The organism is Escherichia sp. 20412-1 (assembly GCF_003027595.1).
In the GTDB taxonomy this organism is placed as follows: Bacteria; Pseudomonadota; Gammaproteobacteria; order Enterobacterales; family Enterobacteriaceae; genus Escherichia; species Escherichia marmotae.
Genome location: NZ_PYQM01000115.1, coordinates 1 through 1,017, shown reverse-complemented (window position 1 = coordinate 1,017; position 1,017 = coordinate 1). Strand labels below are relative to the sequence as shown.

The 1,017-nt window shown below is 54.1% G+C and carries 2 protein-coding genes and 1 pseudogene; all 3 read right to left on the bottom strand.

The genetic code is table 11. From position 1 onward, the window contains the following. Positions 1–115 (bottom strand): hypothetical protein (locus C7B16_RS25905; RefSeq protein WP_375122110.1); only part of this gene is annotated, 115 nt, incomplete at its 3' end. Positions 116–370: 255 nt separating this feature from the next. Then, a complete protein-coding gene (locus tag C7B16_RS24230; protein ID WP_107180293.1) occupies positions 371–919 on the bottom strand; it encodes a tail assembly protein in 549 nt (182 codons plus the stop codon). Continuing rightward, positions 916–1,017 (bottom strand): annotated as a pseudogene (locus C7B16_RS24730) (phage tail protein); the annotation flags it as partial. The pseudogene C7B16_RS24730 and the gene C7B16_RS24230, both read right to left, overlap by 4 nt.

The window sequence follows — 1,017 nt, the reverse complement described above, 5'->3', positions numbered from 1 at the left end:
CCGGACCTTCCACCGGGCCTTCGCCAATCGCGTCAATCACGCTCATCATCTGCGTGGATTTCAGGTTATCTTTCGCCTCAACCGGCGTGTGCGCCTTACCACCACCTTTACCCACTCTGTCCCCCTGTCCAGCCTGATGCCTGAATCTGTTTATACCCAAAAACAACAGGCACCCCGTGGGGTGCCTGTCTGTTGACTGACTGAATAAAAATTCTGAATTTCTTCACATTTCCGAAAAATACCTGCAGTGCTTATAATTTCGCCATGTTAATGTTTTTTTGCCCGTGTAACAGAAACAAAAATAACTCATTAACGTTAATCTTTGTCTGTCCCCGCAGCTCCGCAACTCTGCGGGATTTTTTTATGTCATTTACCCCTGCCGACCGATAACCACCACCGTCCCGTCACTACCTTCATCACGGGTGCTGATGTCCTGGGATATCCGTCGTGACCCCACCAGCATCTCACCATAAGGCACCGGCATCGGGTTGCCCTGGGCAATCATGTTGTCCAGTGAGGAGAAATACGTGTTCTGTTTACCGTTATCCGTGCTTCTGTACTCCGGCGTCTTTGCCTTCGGGGCCAGCAGTTGTGCGACACCCCCCAGCGCCATTGCTGCCCCCATGGAAAACATAATGTTGCTGGCAGCAATACTGATACCCGGCATCCAGATGGCAGCCGCTACCAGCGCAGCACCCAGCACCGTCTGAAACACACCACCACTTTTCGCGCCAGCCAGACGCGGAACGATGTGGAGCACCGCACCATTCGCCAGCGGCTCATTAAGCCGGGCTGATAATTCGTTTTCACCTGCATCACGCCCGGCAATACGTATCTGGTACCAGCCTTCGTTCATCTGACGGCGAAAACCGGGCACCTGTAACGACAGAGCACGGATGGCCTCCGCTGCCGTGTTCACATACAGGCTGATGCGGCGGCCAAATCGTTGTAAATCCCCGTGAAGGCAGATGCGTGCCAGTGGCGGTGACGCCAGACTGAATGCGTTCGTCGTTGCCA